This is a genomic window from Solwaraspora sp. WMMD791 (genome assembly GCF_029581195.1).
Classification (GTDB): domain Bacteria; phylum Actinomycetota; class Actinomycetes; order Mycobacteriales; family Micromonosporaceae; genus Micromonospora_E.
The window spans coordinates 535,099-550,956 of record NZ_CP120737.1 but is presented as its reverse complement, the minus strand read 5'-3'; the positions used below and the strand labels follow the sequence as shown (position 1 = coordinate 550,956).

Below are 15,858 nucleotides of genomic sequence, written 5' to 3'. Positions count from 1 at the left end.
GACAGTCAGACGCTGGTCAGCCAGCGTTCCGGCGGCCAAAGGATCACCCACGAATGGTCACCCTCGTCCTCCGGCGCCTCCTGTCAGCGATCCCGCTCCTGCTGATCGTCTCGCTGGGCGCGTTCTCACTGGTCGCGCTGCTCCCCGGCGACCAGGCGATGGCGATCGCCGGCGAACACGCCACCCCGGAACAGCTGGCCGCGCTACGCCAGCAGCTACGCCTCGACGACCCCTTTCTGGTCCGCTACGCGCACTGGCTCGGCGGCGTCCTGCAGGGCGACCTCGGCGACTCCCTGGTGACCGGCCGGGCGATCAGCGACGAGATCCTGCGCCGCGCACCGCTGACCGCGAGCATCGCCCTGGGCACCCTCGTCGTGGTGCTACTGATCGGCGTACCGACCGGCATCCTGCAGGGCGTCTACGCCGGCCGCGTCGTCGACCGGCTCGGCCTGCTCGGTAGCGCCGCCGGCCTGGCCGTACCGAACTTCTGGCTGGCGACCATGCTGATCACCATCTTCGCGGTGCAGTTGCGCTGGCTACCGGCCACCGGCTACAGCCCGCTCAGCGAGGGCGTGCTGCCCTGGGCGCAGCACCTGATCATGCCGTCGATCACCCTCGGCGTGTTCACCGCCGCCGAGATGGCCCGCCAACTGCGCACCGGCTTCCTCCACGCGTACGCCCAGCCCTACATCCGGACCGCCTGGTCCAAGGGGTTGCCGGCGCGCACCGTGATCGGCAAACACGCACTCAAGAACGCGGCGGCGCCGGCGATCACCGTGCTCGGCATCCGGCTCGGGCACCTGCTGTCCGGCGCGGTGATCGTCGAGTCCATCTTCGGCATGCCAGGGCTCGGCAAGTTCGCCATCGACGCCATCCTCAACCGGGACTTCACCGTCGTACAGGCTGTCGTCCTGGTCTCCGCGGTGGTCGTGCTCACCGCGAACCTGCTCGTCGACATCGCCTACGGACTCCTCAACCCGAAGGTGCGGATCTCTTGAGCCGACCAGTGAGCACCGACGACACCGCGGCCACCGCCAACCCCGCCGAGCCCGGCACCGGGCCGGAACCGGGCGGGCTCGACCGCCGCGACCGCGGCGACACCCTCGTCGCCCGGATCCGCAGCCAGCCGATGACCGTGGTCGCCCTCGGCTACCTGGTGCTGCTCAGCCTGTTGGCGGTCGCCGCGCCGCTGGTCAGCCCGTACGACCCGTACGCCACCGACTTCCGGGCGATCCTCGACCCGCCGTCGGCCGCGCACTGGCTCGGCACCGACGACCTCGGTCGGGACATGCTCAGCCGGCTGCTGTACGCCTCCCGCTCCTCCCTACTGGCCTGTCTGCAGGCGGTCGGGCTCGGCCTGCTCGGCGGAGTCCTGCTCGGGGTGACCGCCGGCTACTTCGGCGGCTGGGTGGACCGGATGGTGATGACGCTGATCGACGCCGTGCTCAGCGTCCCCGGCCTGCTGCTGGCGATGTCCATCGTCGGCGTGCTCGGGCCCGGGCTGCGCAACGCCATGTTCGCCCTCGCGGTCATCTTCGTGCCGATCTTCGCCCGGTTGAGCCGCATCCAGGCGCTGGCGGTACGCGAGGAGACCTACCTCGAGGCGGCCCGCTCGATCGGGGTCTCCCACCTGCGGTCGGTGCTGCGGCACGTGCTGCCCAACATCGCCGGTCCGCTGGTCGTCCAGGTCTTCATCACGATGGCCGTGGCGATCGTCGCCGAAGGCGCGATGAGCTACCTCGGGCTCAGCATCCAGCCGCCGGAAGCGAGCTGGGGCAACCTGCTGCAGCGGGCGTTCTCGTCGGTCGCCTCGGCCCCCTGGTTGATCTTCATCCCCGGCCTGACCATCACCCTGACGGTCGTCGCCTTCCAGGTGCTCGGCGACGGACTCAGCCAGGCCCTGTCCGGTGGGCACCAGCAGAAAGCAGGCAACCGTTGACTGCCGCGAGCACCACGACCGGACCGCTGCTGGAGGTCGACGGCCTGACCGTGAGTGTCGGGTCCGGACGTGACACGGTGCACCTGGTCGAGCAGGTCGATCTGACCGTCGCCGCCGGCGAGACCCTCGGCCTGGTCGGCGAGAGCGGCTCAGGTAAGAGCATCACCTGTCTCGCCCTGGCCGGCCTGCTGCCGCCCGGGGCCCGGATCACCGGCGGTTCGATCCGATTCGCCGGCCAGGAGCTCACCGGCCGCTCGCCCGCCGAGCTGACCCGGTTCCGCGGCAACCGGGTCGGCATGGTCTTTCAGGAGGCGCTGAGCAGCCTGAACCCAGCGTTCACCGTCGGCAACCAGATCGTCGAGAGCCTGCTGCGACACACCAGTATGAACCGCCGGCAGGCCCGGGCCCGCGCGGTGGAACTGCTCGACCTGGTCCGGATCCCGGATCCGCAGCAGCGGGTGGCCAGCTATCCGCACGAGCTGTCCGGCGGGATGGCCCAACGGGCGCTGATCGCGATGGCCATCGCCGGCGAACCGGAGCTGCTGATCGCCGACGAACCGACGACCGCCCTGGACGTGACGGTCCAGCTGCAGATCCTGCAGCTGCTCGGCGATTTGCGTGACGCGCTGGGGATGTCGTTGCTGCTGGTGTCGCACGATCTCGGCGTCATCGCCACGATGGCGCAACGGCTCAGCGTCATGTATGCCGGTCAGGTCGTCGAGTCCGGTCCGGTCCGCGACGTGTTCGCCGCACCACGGCATCCGTACACCTCGGCGCTGATCTCGTCCAGCGCGGAGGTTGCCGAGAAGGCCACCCGGCTGCCGGTCATCCCCGGCCAGGTACCGCGCCCGGGCCACTTCCCCGCCGCCGGCTGCCGGTTCGCCAACCGGTGCGCCCACGCGCAGCCGCAGTGGACTCGGACCGACCCGCCGTGGACGGTGCTGGACGGCGGCGACCGGGGCACCCGGTGCGGCCGGCACGCCGAACTCGAACTGCCCGGCACCGGCCCGGCACCGGCCACCGGCCCGGCGCCCGCCACCGAATCCGACCCTCCGGCGGCGACCGACGCGGTGACCGAGGCGACCGTCGAGGATGCCGGCACCGGTGATCCGATCGACGACGGCGATCCGACCGATGCCGGGGACATCGGCGACGCCGACGACGGGGCCGTGCTGCGACTGCGCGGCCTCAGCAAGCAGTTCCCGGTCCGGCGCGGGGTGCTCGGCCTGCGCCGGGTGGTGGTGCACGCGGTCGACGGCGTCGACCTGACGGTGGCCCGTGGCCGGACCCTCGGCCTGGTGGGCGAGAGCGGATCCGGTAAGTCGACCGTCGGCCGGCTCGCCCTGCGGTTGATCGAACCCAGCAGCGGGGAGGTCTCCTTCCTCGGGCGGGACCTCGCCGCGATGCGCCGGGGCGAGCTGCGGTCACACCGACGCGGCATGCAGATGGTGTTCCAGGACCCGTACGCCTCGCTGGACCCGTCGATGACGGTCGGGCAGAGCATCGCCGAACCGCTGGTGGTGCACTCCCGGCTGACCCCGGCCGAGCGCCGCCGCCGGATCGGCCAGCTGCTGGAACGGGTCGGTCTGGACCCGGCACTGGCCCGCCGGTCGCCGCGAGCCCTGTCCGGCGGCCAACGACAGCGGATCTCGTTCGCCCGGGCGCTGGCGCTCGAACCCCAGCTGATCATCTGTGACGAGCCGGTGAGCGCGCTGGACGTCTCCACCCGGTCGCAGATCGTCAACCTGGTCCAGGACATCCAGGAGGCCGAGGGCATCGCCTTCCTGTTCATCGCCCACGACCTCGCGCTGGTCCACCATGTCAGCCACGAGCTGGCGGTGATGTACCTGGGGCGGGTGGTGGAGAGCGGTCCGGCCAGTCGGGTGTACGCCAGCCCTGCCCACCCGTACACCCAGGCGCTGCTGGCCTCGATGCTGACCCCGGCCAGTCACGGGCTCGCCGACCGGCGCACCCCGACCGGAGAGATCCCCAGCCCGATCGACCCACCGTCGGGTTGCCGGTTCCGCACCCGCTGCCCGCACGCGATGCCGGTGTGCGCCGAGGAGACCCCACGGCCGGCGCCGGTCGCCGGCGGCGGCTGGTCCGCCTGTCACCTCACCGGCTGAGCCGGCTGCCGGGCCGGCCCGCCGCCGGCAACAACCGTGGCTGCCGGGCCGCTTCCGCACCGGCGACCAGGCCGAAGACCGCCGCCTCGAGCAGCCCGCCCGCGTAGCCGGCCCGCGGGCCGCCGTGCAGCCCGCCCATGGTCGCGCCGGCCGCGTACAGCCCGGTGATCGGCTGGCCGGCGGCGTCGCGCAGCCGGGCCCGGCCGTCGACCCGCAGCCCGCCGAGAGCGAACGTGACCCCGGCCACCAGCGGCACCGCCCGCAGCGGCGGTACGGCCAGCCGCAGTCGGCCGGTACGCGGCGGCGACGCGTTCTCCGGCGCCGCCCGCAGCTGCGCCACCGTGGCGGACAACCCCGCCGGGTCGATGCCGGCTCGCGCCGCCAGGTCCGCCGGACCGGTTCCGGTCAGCACGGTCGCACCGCAGTCGAGCAGGTACGGGTTGGGGGCCGGGTCGCCGATCCGCCCCTCGGTGCGCCACCCGTCGTCGTCGACGATCAGCCAGCATCCGTCCGGTGCCGGGCCGTGGGCCACCGCGTTGGTCGTGGTCACTCCGTGGTGGCTCTCGTCGACCAGCCGCCGACCGTCTCCGCCGACGACGATCCCGACCGCCGCCAGCGGGTCCAGGATCGGATACGGCCACAGTCGACTGTCCTGGCGCGCCTCACGGACCAGCAGGTGGCCGTAGAAACCGGTATCCGGGACCAGCGCCGCGCCGGCCGAGCGGCCCATCCGCAGTCCGTCGCCGGTCGCGGTGCCGGCCCCGCGCAGCAGCACCCGGTCGGTGTCCAGCAGGTCACGGCGCAGGCCCGGGTCGGCCTGGAACCCGCCGTCAGCGAGGACCACGGCCCGGCTGGTGATCCACTCGGTGGCACCGCCCGGCAGATCCAGCCCGACCTGCCAGGCCGCACCGGGCGCGGGCCGCAGCCGTCGGGCCCGGGCCGGCTGCCGCAGTGTGCCGCCGGCGGCGGTGAACTCGTCGGCGAGCCCGCGCAGGAAGGCCCAGACGCCGAAGCTGGCGTACCGCCGGCCCGGCTCGGTGCGGCGCACCGGGGCGAACACCCGCGCCCGGTGTGCGGCCTCACCGTCGGTGACCAGTTGGGCACCATGCTCGACGAGCCAGTCCAGCGTGGGCCGCAGGCGTTCGCTCCAGGTGCGCAGCACCGCCTCGTCGGCCCGACCGTCGGTCAGCTCCCGCACCAGCGCCCGCAGCCGGTCCGGCGAGGTCTCCGGATCGCGCAGCGCGGCGTGCAGGGCACCGCCGGACAGCACCGAGTTGCCCCAGCCGGGGCGGCGGCGGGACCGTTCGACGACGACCACCGACGCCCCGGCCTGCTGGGCGCGGACCGCAGCGCACCAGCCGGCCAGGCCGGCGCCGACCACCAGCACGTCAACTGAAGGTTCGGGGCCATCGCCGGTCGGCGGCGGACAGTGCGTGTCCAAACCGGGCTCCTTCCAGCACGGCGTGCGTCAGCCGACGTGGCGCCAACGCGTCGCCGACCACCTGACATTCGAGGTCCGCCGGCAGCGCGGCGCGCAGCCCGTCGTTGGCGGTACGGCCGTGCGCGAGAATCACCGCACCGGCGTCGAGGATCGACCGGTGCCCGGTGAACAACTGCTCCACCTCGACGGCCCCGCCGGACCACCGGTGCACCCGGCTCATCGGGGCGAACCCCACCGCCCGGCCGTACAGCCGACGCAACACCGCCGGCCGGGTCCGCTGATCCAGATCGGATCCGACGTCGACGCATTCGGTGCACACCTGGACCGGCCAGCCCTCCCCGGCCAGCAGGTCGGCGGCGAGCAGCGGCTCGAGGTGCCGTTCGGCGCCGCCGACCACCAGCACCGGCACGCCCGACGGCGGTCGGCGGCCGGCCAGCAGATCCATCGTGGTCAGTACCGGTTGGTCGGCAGGGAAACCGGCCGGGCCCGGCCGGCCGCCGGTCGCCAGCACCACCAGGTCCGCGTCGAGCAGGTCGGGGTGGTCGGCGGTGGCGGTGGTGCCGGTACGCAGGACCACTCGCCCGCCGGCGGGAGACGGCCGGTCCAGCAGCGGGGCCAGCCGTCGCTCGAGCCGGTGCAGCAGCGGTGCCCAGTCGGCGAGCAGTGGCGTACCGACCAGGTGACGCAGTGCCCCGCCGACCGCGTCGGCGGCCTCGATCAGCGTCACCTCGGCTCCGGCAGCCGCGGTGCCGACCGCCACCTCCACCCCGGCCGGCCCGGCACCGACGACGGCGATCCGTCGGTGGGTACGACGGTGTCGGACCAGGGCCGGCCCGGCCGGTGGTTCGGCGGGCAGCGGGTCGAACTCGGCTTCCCGGCCGGCGGCCGGGTTCGCCGGGCAGGAGAACGGCACCCGTACGCACTCGTTGCAGGCGACGCAGCGGACGATGCCGGCGTCGTCCCCGCTGACCGCGCGCCGGGGAAAGGTGGGGTCCGCGATCAACGCCCGGGCCAGTCCCACCAGGTCGGCAGCGCCGTCGGCGACCAGGCTGCGGGCGATCGCCGGATCGGTGATCCGGCCGGAGAGCAGGACCGGCACGTCGACCACGGCGCGGACCTGCCGAGCGATCTCCGCCGCCGGCGCCGGCGGCACCAGCCAGGATCCGGTGTACGCGGTAGCCGGCCGGCCGTCGCGCAGCCCGTCGTGGTTGCCGAGCGACAGGTTGACGTAGTCGACGAGATCGGCGATGCCGGCGGCGATCCCGGTCACTCCGGCGGCGTCGATCCCGCCCGGCACCTCCTCGCCAGCGGTGAGCCGGACGCCGAGCAGCGACCGGTCCCCCAGCTCGGCGCGCACCCCGCGCAGGATCTGGCGGATCAGGCGCAGCCGGCCGGCCGGGGAGCCGCCGTACCGGTCGGTGCGCCGGTTGTAGCGCGGGGACAGGAACCGGTTCAGCAGGTACCCGTGGCCGGCGTGCAGCTCGACGCCGTCGAACCCGGCGTCGGCGATCGCCGTGGCGGTGGCGAGGTAGCCGGTCACCAGGTCGTCGATCTCGGCGGCGGTGAGCGCGTGCGGGACGGTTCCGGTGTCGTCGCCCCGTACCTGCGACGGGGCGAGGGCCGGTTGGAAGTCGTCCCAGCCGCGTTCGGCGCCGGGGTGGTGGATCTGGCCGACGGCGAGCGCCCCGCCGCCGTGCGCCGCGTCCGCCAGTCCCACCAGTTGCTCGTGTGCCGCCGCGAGCAGCACCTGGCGGTGCCGGGGGTCACGCACGTGGAACGAGACCGCGTCGGGGTCGGCGTAGCCGTCCGGGTCACCGGGGCAGGCCTCCAGCGGGTAGACCGGGTTGGCGTACACCCCCTGACCGGCGGGTAGCACGATCATCGCCACCCCGCCGGCGGCGCGCTCGGCCACGTACCGCCGCAGCCGTCGGGGCGGCAGCCGGCCGAGGTGCGGGGTCATCACCATCCGGTTGCGCAGCCGGTGCCGGCCGACGGTCAGCGGTGCGGCCAGCGGGTCACCGCCCGGCCCGCCGGTCATGCCGGCAGCAGGGTCTGCAGCGCGACGCCCAGCCCGCCGTCGACGGCGATCACCTGACCGGTGACGTACCGGGCGGCGTCGCCGAGCAGGAAGACCACGACCGGGGCGATGTCCGCCGCGGACCCGGTGCGACCCAGCGGTACGGCGGCACCACGGCGCTGCGCGGCCTGCGGGTCGCGGCTGCTGGCCGAGAAGTTGGTGCCACTGACGATGCCCGGCGCGACCGCGTTCGCCCGGATCCCGTCCGGACCCCATTCCAGCGCCATCTGCCGGGTCAGTGCGATCACCGCGGCCTTGGCCGCGTTGTAGGCACCGGCACCGGGCGCGACGTGGATGCCGCACAGCGACGAGATGTTGACGATCGCGCCGCCCGACGTCATCGCGGGCAGGGCGGCCTGGCTGCAGTAGAGCGCGCTGGCACAGTCGATCCGCATGATCGCGTCCCAGTCGTCCGGGCCGACCGACCGCAGTGCTCCACCGCGTACCACGCCGACGTTGTTGACCAGACCGGTGAGCCGGCCGAGCCGGTCGACGGCGGCGGCCACGACGGCGGCGGCGGACCGGGGGTCGGCCACGTCCCCGGCGACGGGGTAGGCGGTGCCGCCGGCGGCGACGACCGTGTCGGCGGTGGCCCGGGCGGCGGCCGGGTCGAGGTCGTTGACGGCGACCGCCGCGCCGGCCGCCGCGACCTGCCGTGCGGTCGCCGCCCCGATCCCCGATCCGGCTCCGGTGACCAGCACCGCTCCGTCCGCCAGTGTCGTCATCCCGACCCCTCTTCTCCGCCGCCCGATCGTCGGTCGGGCACGCTCATTCGTCGATCGCCAGCAGTACGTTCTTGACCCGGCTGAACTCCAGCAGCCCGGCGAGCCCGCCGACCTTGCCGTAGCCGCTCTGTCTGACCCCGCCGAACGGCGCGAACGGCCCGGCAGGCGCGCCGGCCCCGTTGACCCCGACGTTGCCGACGGTCAGCGCCGAGGCGACCCGCATCGCCCGGTCGACGTCGCGGGTGTGGACGTAGCCGGCGAGTCCGTACCGGCTGGCGTTGGCCGTCTCGACGGCCTCCGCCTCGCTGGCGAACCGGCAGACCGACAGCACCGGGCCGAAGATCTCCTCGGTGGCGAGTTCGCTGTGCGGGTCGACGTCGGAGAAGACGGTCGGGGCGACGTAGTATCCGTCGGCCAGCTCGCCGCCGAGCCGGTGCCCGCCGAGCACCAGGTCACCGGTGTTGTTCTGCCGGGCCCGGTCGATGGTCTCGAGGACCCGCTCGCAGGCGGCCGCGTCGATCAGCGGTCCCATCTGGACGTCCGGGTCGAACGGGTCGCCGACGGTGACCGCCCGCAGGCCGTCCAGCAGCCGGCCGAGCACTTCGTCGTACACGTCGTCGTGGACGAGCATTCGGGTCGGGATGGTGCAGCCCTGGCCGCTGTTGGCGGTGATCAGCAGCGCGAACCGGCAGGCCCGGTCGAGATCGGCGTCCGGGAAGACCAGCGACGCGCTCTTGCCGCCGAGCTCCAGCAACAGCGGCTTGAGCGTCGGGGCGGCCGCCGCCTGGATCCGGCTCGCCGTCGCCGGACCGCCGACGAATCCGATCTTGTCGACCTCGGGGTGGCGGACCAGGGCGTCGCCGACCGCCGGGCCGCCGGGCAGGACGTTGACCACGCCGGGCGGCAGTCCGGCCTCGGCGCAGAGTCGACCGAAGCGCACCGCCGCGAACGGGGCCTGCTCCGGTGGTTTGACGACGACCGTGCATCCGGCGGCCAACGCCGGGGCGACGGTGGTCTGGATGTTGGCCAGCGGATGGTTCCAGGTGAGGATCGCGCCGACCACGCCGACCGGTTCCAGCAGGGTCAGGTCCACCGCTCCGGGCATCCGCAGCACGTCACCGGCGGCCTTGTCCAGCCAACCGGCGTAATAGTCGAAGAAGGTCTGGCCGGTGGTGTAGCGGCCGTACGACAGGGCCGCCGGGGTGCCGACCTCGAGCGCGTTGATCGCGGCGAGGTCGGCGGCGTTGGCCCGGATCAGGTCGCCGAGTCGGGACAGCACCTGGCGGCGGCGGTCGATGGGCCAGCTGCGCCAGCCGGGGGCGGCGGCCCGGGCGGCGGCGACCGCCTCGTCCACCTCGGCTGCCCCGGCCAGGGCGAAGCTCTGCTGGACGCGGCCGGTGCCCGGGTCGACGTGGTCGCGCCGACCGCCGGTGCCGGTGTCGCGCCACTGTCCGTCGATCAGAATGCCGGGGCGTAGCAGGCCGGTCGGGTCCGCCGGTCGGTTGATCACCGTCATCGACGGCCACCGGGGGCCGGGATCGGTGTCGGGTCGACTGACAGCATCACGATCACCTCACAAGCGCTTGCTTGGTAGCCGACACTACCGCATCCCACACCGTCGCGAAACCCGTGGTCAGTCCGGCGGCCGGTACGCCGTCACGCCGCCCGCCCGGTACGACACCACCCGGCCCTGCTCGGCCAGCAGGTCGAGATGCAACGCCGTCTCGTTGACCGCCAGCATCCGGTGGTACGGCGGCAGATCGCCGAGCGTACGGCGACGTCGGGTCCAGGGCAGAGTCCGCGCCACCTGGTACGCGGTCCGTGCGCCGGCACCGACCGCAACTGCCATCTCGGCCAACCGGTCCCGGTGGTGGGCCAGCAGCTCGTCCACCCGCCGGTGGACGCTGTCGCCCACCGGCCCGTGCGCCGGCAGCAGCAGCGCGTCCGGCAACGCGCGTACCGCCCGCAGCGACTCCAGGTACCGGCCCAGCGGGCGGTGCGCCGCCACCGCCTCGAAGCCGACCGACGGGGTGATGCCCGGCAGCACGTGGTCACCGGCGAAGAGCAGTCCGGCCCGCGGGTCACGGAAGACGTAGTGACCGGCGGTGTGGCCCGGGGTCGGCAACGCCCGCAGCCGGCGGCCGACCAACGCCACCTCGCGCTCGCCGGAGAGCCACTCGTCCGGCGGTTGCCAGTCGAGTTCCGGCTGCGCCACGTCGGCGGTCAGCCGCTTCACCTCGGCGGCGAGGTCGGCGGCACCGGCGGCGCGCAGCTGGGCCAGCGGGGCGGCGTACGGCTCGTCGGTGCCGGCCGCCATGAACTCCAGACTGGGCCGCTCGCCCGCCCCGAGCGCGATCGGTGCCCCGGTCTCCCGCCGGATCGCGACCGCCTGCGAATAGTGGTCCTGGTGGATGTGGGTGACGAGGAACCGGCGGATCGCGGCGAGGTCGTGCCCACGGTCACCGAGCGCCGCCTCGAGAGCCGTGCGGGCAGCCGGCACCGCCCAGCCGGCATCGACCAGGACCAGCCCGGCGTCGTCCTCGATCGCGTAGACGTTGACCGCCCGCAGCGCGTCGTCGGGCATCGGCAGCGGAATCCGGTACACCCCGTCCGCGACCGGGTGCGCCCCCGGCGTCATCCAGTCCGACACCGTCGTCATCGGGCACCCCCTCGCGCTGGCCAACCAGCCACCGACCATACCGGTCGCTTGCTTGGTAGCGGATGGCGCCGCTCGCCCGTCTCCGGTGATCGTGCCCACTTGACGCGGGCACGGCGGTCAGTAGCCGCGCCACGCCTGACGGCTGTACTCCAGCACGCGAGGCTCCAGCAACGTCGACGGTGGCACCTGCACCGGCCCCCGGTCCGGCGGAAACACCTGCGCCGCCGCCAGGACCTGCGGATGCAGGAACCGCAACGACGGGGCGTCGGCCGGCACCCGCAACGACGGCGCGGTGGCGGTCGGCGACGGCACGCTCGCCAGCACGAACCCCCAGTCACCGAACGACGGCACGTCCACGTGGTAGGGGCGGGTCACCAGGCCGGCGGCGCGCACCGACGCCTCGATGCACCAGTACGCGTGCTGGGCGAAGTACGGCGAGCCGGCCTGTACGACGAGCCTGGACTCCGGGCCGAGCACCCCGCGCACCAGGCCGTAGAACTCCACCGAGTACAACTTCGCCGTGGCGGTCTGATCCGGATCGGGCAGGTCGACGATCACCACGTCGAAGGCGTCCGGTGTCGTACGCAGCCAGGCGAACGCGTCGGCGTGCACCAGACGTACCCGCGGGTCGTCGAACGCAGCGGCGTTGAGCGTACGGATCTGCGGCTCGCTGCGGGCCAGCGCCACCACCGCCGGGTCCAACTCGACGACCGTCACCGAGGTGACGTCCGGGTAGCGCAGCACCTCCCGCAGACCGAGCCCGTCACCGCCGCCGAGCAGCAGCACCGCGCCCCGCGGGCCGGCCATCGCCGGATGGACCAGGGCCTCGTGGTAGCGGTACTCGTCGACCGAGCTGAACTGCAGGTCGCCGTCGAGGAAGAGCCGTAGGTCGGGGTCACCGGCGACGGGTGAGAGCGCCCGGGTGAGGACGATCTCCTGGTACCGGCTGCGCTCGGCGTGGACCACTGGATCCCGGTAGAGCTGCTGGCGGGCCGTGACCTCGAAGTCCTCGGCGACGGTGAAGGCACCGACGAGCACGACCCCGACCAGCGTCGCCGCTACGGCAACCGCCGCCCGGGCACGCCGGCCCAGATCGGACCGGAACACGGTGCCGACCAGCAGGACGCCGGCCAGGGCGTTCACCACCCCGACCAGCAGCGCCCCCCGGAGCTGACCGAAGAACGGGATCAGCAGGAACGGGAAGGCCAGGCCGCCCAGCAGGGCACCGACGTAGTCGGCGGCGAACAGGTCGGCGACCGCGCTGCCCGCCGACTGCGCCCGGATCCGCTGCAGCAGCACCATCAGCAGCGGAATCTCCGCCCCGATCAGCAGCCCCAGGACGAACGCGGTGACGACCAGCGCCGGCGCGTACAGGTCGAGCCAGGCGAAGGCCGCGTAGAGCAGCAGCACCGACAGGCCACCGAGCAGCGCCAGGACAAGTTCGACGGCGGCGAAGGCGACGACGGCGTACCGCTGCAGTGGCTTGGCGGCCAGCGCGCCGACGCCCATCGCGAAGACCATCACCCCCAGCACGATCGACGCCTGCCCGACCGTGTCGCCGATCAGGTAGCTGCCCAGCGCGACCAGGGCGAGTTCGTACACCAGGCCGCAGGCCGCACAGACGAAGACCGCGGCGAGCACCGCCGGCCGGGCGATCCTGGCGTAGCGGCGGCCGGTGCCGGTGGCCCCCGGTGCGGCCGCCGACGGCCCGGCTGCGTCGTCCGGTACGGTCACCGGCGGCCCGGCTGCGTCGTCCGGTGCCGCCGCCGTGGCGGCGGCGCCCATCAACTGATCGCCGCGGCCACGATGGCGCCGGTGGCCAGGTGCACGACGGCGCTGACCCACACCGCGGGGTGCGGTTCACGGTCGACGAGGATGTCCCCGAGGCGTCCCGGGGTCACGGCGTCGAGCAGGACGAAGGAGACCGCCATGACGGCCAGCCCGAGCAGGCCGTACGCCGTGGTGCCGACCAGCCCGGTGACGAAGCTGTTCTCCCCGGCGGCGATCGCGGCTACCACGATGATGCCCACCGCCACCAGGTTCGACGCGAGCAGGATGGTGGCGTTGCGGTTGCGTTCGACCCAGATCAGCTGGTGCAGCTTGCCCGGGGTGACCACGTCGACCAGCAGGTATCCGAGAGCCATCAGCGCCAGCCCGACACCGCCGTAGGCGAGGGTCAGCAGCAGGTCGACGACAAGGGTGCGAAACATGTGCGAACTCCTGAGGGGGTAAGGGGTTACTTGCCGGTGCCCGGGCCGCCGCCACGGGTGGTGCTGCCGCGCTGCCAGTTCCACGAGTTGCCCACGGTGGAGCGGTAGCGTGGATAGGCGGTCACCATCCGCTCGACGAGGATCAGGGAGCCGACGGCGGCCGGCAGGATCACCACCGAGTCGTCGCCGTAACGCAGGTAGAACCGATCGCCGTCGCGGTGCTGGTCCTCCGGTCGGAAGCTGCGGCGCAGTTCCTCGGCGACCTGCGCCGGCGGCCGGTCGGACCGGAACCCCTTGGCGGCGGATCCGATGTCGTCACTGACCGAACGGGCGTAGGTGCGTTCGACGTAGCCACGCGCCGAGAAGGTCCCGGCCGCCAGGCCGCAGCAGGACACGATCACGCCGACCAGGGCGAGCACCACGCCGCTCACGATCCACTTACGGGAAGTCACCGTAGCCTCACCACCGTCTCGGTCTCGACCAACTCGCCTGTCTGTGGATACGCGTGCCAGGTGGACCACCGGATCCGGCGGTCGTCGAAGTCGGCCCGCAACGCGGTGAGCGCGTCGGGGCTGCCGGGAAAGACGCCGACCAACGCCTGCGGATCGTCGGTCAGCCCGCGACGCAGCCCGCCGACCTCGGCGGCGACCTCGACCGACGACAGCCGCCGTACCCGCGCGGCGAACCGGTAACGGTCGGCGTCGTCGAGCGCCGACGGCAGGTCACGGGGCAGGCCGGGCAGGCAGGCCACCGTCTCGACCAGCACGCTGTCACCGGTACGCAGAACGGCCTGGTGTGACGCGCCGAGCAGGCGCAGCCGCAGGACGGCACCGGCCGGTCCCCCGGCGCTCGCCGGCAGCGGCAGGTCGAGCACGTGCAGGGCCGGCTGCTCCGGCAGGCCGAGCGCGAAGCACAGATCGGCGGCCGTGGTGTCGACGTACGGCGTGTCGAGGGTGACCAGCACCTCACACCGTCCGACCGGTCGACGCCGGACCGCCGGCGGGATAGATCATCACCTCGGCGCGGTGCAGCACCTCACCGAGCCCGACCTCCCACCGAGGCGAGTCGCCGTAGCCCTCGAAGGACAACCGGGCGTCGTCCGGCGCGACGTAGTCGTGGTAGCGCACGGTCCCGCTCGGTGCCAGCCCGGTGGCCCCGACGCTGGTGAACCTCGCCTGGCCGGACTCGTCGAGCCGGTAGCGGCGACCGGCCACGTCGAGCGACCGGGCACCCGGCGTCGGCGCCAGGTCATCGGGGGCCGACCGCCAGAGCACCAGCTCCAGGTCCGGATCCGACTCCACCGAGAGCCACAGCTTGTCGCCGCGCGCGTCGTCGAGGAAGTGTTCGCTCCAGGTCCAGCTGCCCTCGGTGAAGTGCACGCTGCCCCGTACGGCGTACGACTGGCCCCGGAACTCGACGATGTCGCCCGGCCCGAGCCGGCGAGGGTCCCCGCGCACCGCGTCGGTGTCACCGGTGTGGAACGGGTCGACGGGTCGACCCTTGGCCGCACCGGCACCGCCGGAGCGGACCTTCGCCCGCCAGACGCCGACCGCCACGGCCGTGATCCCGGCGACCGCGATCAGACATCCCAGCCCGGTCACCAGGTACGCCACTGTCCCGTTCATCCTGCCGTCCTCCAGTCGGTCCACCGGTCGACGACCGTAACAAGTGCGTGCACCCCCACCTGCGAGACATCAATCCGGTGACCTGGGCATCACGGTGCGCGGTGGAGACCGTCGCGCCGCAACGTCGGCAGACCGATTACGGTGGGTCGGTGACTACGGCGGACCACCGGGTCGACGCCGTCCGCGCCGCCGTGACCGCCGCCGCCCTCGGCGGCCGGCCGGCCCGGACCGTGACTCTGATCGGCAACGGACTCGACCACGACTGCTACGACGTCGACGGTGACCTGATCGTGCGGGTGCCGAGGCGGCCGGACCCGGCGGCCGCCGACCGTGAGGCACGCCTGCTCGACACCGTCGCCGGGCTCGCTCCGGTGCCGGTGCCCCGTCCGGTGCTGCGTACCGACGACGGCTGGCTCGGTTACCGCAGACTCGCCGGCACCGCGCTGTCGGACCTGCCGGAGCCGGTACGGGACCGGCACGCGACCACGGTCGGCGCCACCCTCGGCACGCTGCTCGCCCGGCTGCACACCGCCCCGGCACGCACCTGGGTCGGGCTGGTCGAGCCCGACGACCAGCCGCTCGATCGGTGGCGGCAGGAGGCCGCCGGGTACGTCGCCACGCTGGCCGAGGTGATCCCGCCCGCCCGGCGCGCCGCGATCGGGGCCTTCCTGGCGGAGACGCCGCCGTCCGGGTCGTACCGACTGGTGTTCAGCCACAACGACCTCGGCATCGAACACGTCCTGGTCGATCCGGACACCGGCGCGGTCACCGGGGTCATCGACTGGAGTGACGCCGCGCTGGTCGATCCGGCGGCCGACTTCGGGCTGATCTACCGGGACCTCGGGCCGGACGCGCTCGATGCCGCGATGGAGAGCTACCGGGCCGCCGGTGCCAGCAGTGCCGGTGCCGGTGCCGGTGCCGGGCTGCGCCGACGGGCCGAGTTCCACGGCCGCTGTCGGGTCTTCGAAGACCTCGCGTACGGCGTGAGCACCGGGCGGGACCGGTACGTCGGCACGTCCCTGACCGCCCTGGCCTGGTTGTTCCCGGAGTGACGTC

General features: G+C 73.5%; 14 protein-coding genes. 4 read left to right on the top strand and 10 right to left on the bottom strand.

Annotation, left to right across the window (positions count from 1 at the left end):
* Positions 1 to 53: 53 nt before the first annotated feature.
* Genes O7623_RS02390 through O7623_RS02380 form a run of 3 tightly spaced genes read left to right on the top strand, consistent with a single transcriptional unit; the run spans position 54 to position 4,065 of the window.
* Entirely contained in the window at positions 54 to 998 is a 945-nt protein-coding gene (locus O7623_RS02390; protein ID WP_282226928.1) for an ABC transporter permease, read from the top strand.
* Positions 995 to 1,939 carry an ABC transporter permease gene (locus O7623_RS02385; RefSeq protein ID WP_282226927.1) on the top strand — a complete coding sequence of 315 codons (945 nt, stop codon included), beginning with the start codon at positions 995 to 997 and terminating at the stop codon, positions 1,937 to 1,939. The genes O7623_RS02390 and O7623_RS02385 overlap by 4 nt, the downstream gene beginning before the upstream one ends.
* Positions 1,936 to 4,065 (top strand): ABC transporter ATP-binding protein, encoded by a 2,130-nt coding sequence (locus O7623_RS02380; RefSeq protein ID WP_282226926.1) that lies wholly within the window; start codon positions 1,936 to 1,938, stop codon positions 4,063 to 4,065. Before O7623_RS02385 ends, O7623_RS02380 begins: the two co-directional genes overlap by 4 nt.
* On the opposite strand, the gene O7623_RS02375 is transcribed toward O7623_RS02380, so the two are convergent.
* From O7623_RS02375 to O7623_RS02330, 10 genes are all read right to left on the bottom strand, one after another.
* Positions 4,055 to 5,506 (bottom strand): FAD-dependent oxidoreductase, encoded by a 1,452-nt coding sequence (locus O7623_RS02375; protein WP_282226925.1) that lies wholly within the window; start codon positions 5,504 to 5,506, stop codon positions 4,055 to 4,057. The genes O7623_RS02380 and O7623_RS02375 overlap by 11 nt on opposite strands.
* Positions 5,454 to 7,544: an FAD-dependent oxidoreductase gene (locus O7623_RS02370; protein ID WP_282226924.1), complete on the bottom strand. Its 2,091-nt coding sequence runs from the start codon at positions 7,542 to 7,544 to the stop codon at positions 5,454 to 5,456. Before O7623_RS02370 ends, O7623_RS02375 begins: the two co-directional genes overlap by 53 nt.
* Positions 7,541 to 8,308: an SDR family oxidoreductase gene (locus tag O7623_RS02365; protein ID WP_282226923.1), complete on the bottom strand. Its 768-nt coding sequence runs from the start codon at positions 8,306 to 8,308 to the stop codon at positions 7,541 to 7,543. The genes O7623_RS02370 and O7623_RS02365 overlap by 4 nt, the downstream gene beginning before the upstream one ends.
* A gap of 43 nt (positions 8,309 to 8,351) precedes the next feature.
* Positions 8,352 to 9,824, bottom strand: coding sequence for an aldehyde dehydrogenase family protein (locus O7623_RS02360; RefSeq protein ID WP_282226922.1), 1,473 nt, complete (start codon positions 9,822 to 9,824; stop codon positions 8,352 to 8,354).
* 117 nt (positions 9,825 to 9,941) lie between these two features.
* Positions 9,942 to 10,967: an MBL fold metallo-hydrolase gene (locus tag O7623_RS02355; RefSeq protein WP_282226921.1), complete on the bottom strand. Its 1,026-nt coding sequence runs from the start codon at positions 10,965 to 10,967 to the stop codon at positions 9,942 to 9,944.
* A 117-nt stretch (positions 10,968 to 11,084) separates the two neighbouring features.
* The gene (locus O7623_RS02350; RefSeq protein ID WP_282226920.1) at positions 11,085 to 12,752 is read right to left on the bottom strand and encodes a polyamine aminopropyltransferase; all 1,668 of its coding nucleotides are present in this window, start codon (positions 12,750 to 12,752) and stop codon (positions 11,085 to 11,087) included.
* Complete coding sequence (locus tag O7623_RS02345) at positions 12,752 to 13,177, bottom strand: DUF350 domain-containing protein (RefSeq protein ID WP_282226919.1); 426 nt, start codon at positions 13,175 to 13,177, stop codon at positions 12,752 to 12,754. The genes O7623_RS02350 and O7623_RS02345 overlap by 1 nt, the downstream gene beginning before the upstream one ends.
* A gap of 26 nt (positions 13,178 to 13,203) precedes the next feature.
* Positions 13,204 to 13,629, bottom strand: a complete 426-nt coding sequence (locus O7623_RS02340) for a DUF4247 domain-containing protein (RefSeq protein ID WP_282226918.1) — start codon at positions 13,627 to 13,629, stop codon at positions 13,204 to 13,206.
* On the bottom strand, positions 13,626 to 14,141 hold the full coding sequence (locus O7623_RS02335; RefSeq protein ID WP_282226917.1) for a DUF2617 family protein: 516 nt from the start codon (positions 14,139 to 14,141) through the stop codon (positions 13,626 to 13,628). The genes O7623_RS02340 and O7623_RS02335 overlap by 4 nt, the downstream gene beginning before the upstream one ends.
* Position 14,142: 1 nt before the next feature.
* Entirely contained in the window at positions 14,143 to 14,802 is a 660-nt protein-coding gene (locus O7623_RS02330) for a DUF4178 domain-containing protein (RefSeq protein WP_282226916.1), read from the bottom strand.
* Positions 14,803 to 14,951: 149 nt separating this feature from the next.
* Here O7623_RS02330 and O7623_RS02325 point away from each other — a divergent pair, with 149 nt between their 5' ends.
* Positions 14,952 to 15,854, top strand: coding sequence for a phosphotransferase (locus O7623_RS02325; protein WP_282226915.1), 903 nt, complete (start codon positions 14,952 to 14,954; stop codon positions 15,852 to 15,854).
* Positions 15,855 to 15,858: the final 4 nt, after the last annotated feature.